At 34.0% G+C, this 1,016-nt stretch carries 1 protein-coding gene; it reads left to right on the forward strand.

Annotation, left to right across the window (positions count from 1 at the left end; all coding sequences use genetic code 11):
• The coding region (locus tag CI949_RS20865; RefSeq protein WP_290769964.1) for a GxxExxY protein at positions 1–547 on the forward strand (547 nt) is incomplete at its 5' end.
• Between the last annotated feature and the right edge of the window lie 469 nt (positions 548–1,016).

Here is a 1,016-nt window from a genome sequence, read left to right on the forward strand (position 1 = left end):
TATTTTCAAAAATGATGGCGGCAGCTTAAAAATTCATAATAGAATCTATGAGCAGCGAATATACAACTATTTGATATCCAAAATAGAGAACTCACTGGAAAGTGATGCTTTTGATTTCAGAGACAGCTTTATAGACAATGGTCAGCTTAATTTAAAAGAAGTACTGGAGCGTTTTCAGGTTTTCATTAAAGAACAATATAGTGATCAGGATAGAGGATTTTTAGAAAGAAATGGTCGTTTGATTTTTCTCGCTTTTTTAAAGCCAATTATTAATGGTAAAGGATTTGATTTTAAAGAAGTGCAGATTTCTCAGGAAAAAAGGCTTGATGTGGTAATTACCTATCTTGAACAGAAGTTTATTGTGGAATTAAAAATCTGGCGGGGAGAAGAATATCACAAGCAGGGATTAAAGCAGCTGGCTGATTATTTGGAAAGCCAGAATATGGATCAGGGTTATCTTTTGAGTTTTAATTTTAATCAGAATAAGGAATATAAGAATCAAGAACTGGAAGTTAAAAATAAAAAAATCTTTGCTTACTGGGTATAATAAAATGGTGCCCCCGGTAGGAGTCGAACCTACGCTCAAGGCTTCGGAGAGTTTTGCCGAAGTTCCTTATGTTAGCAGCTTTTCTTATAATCCCTGTCATAACAGCAATCTAGTGTTGGAAATATCCCATATAGTTGTAAAATACTGTATATTTTACTGCGGTATTTAACGGTGGTTGAGGCTCACTGCGGTGAAATCACGGTGGAGAATCGAATAAAATCAGCATTTCAATTGGAGATGATTTACCATTAGAGAGGCTTCATTTTGTTCAGTTATTGATGGAGCTTTTCTGGGGTTCTGGGGCTTTTTGTTTTTATAACTATGGCCTTATGATAAGATAAAAGTAGAGAGTAATAAAGGGAAATTTTAATTCGGTTTTTTTCTTCCCATATAACTAATTTGTTGAGTCTGAAATTGTTTTTGCCCTGCGGTTTATATATTAACTATCAAAGGAGGTTTATATGTATAA

Source organism: Halanaerobium sp., from assembly GCF_003070835.1.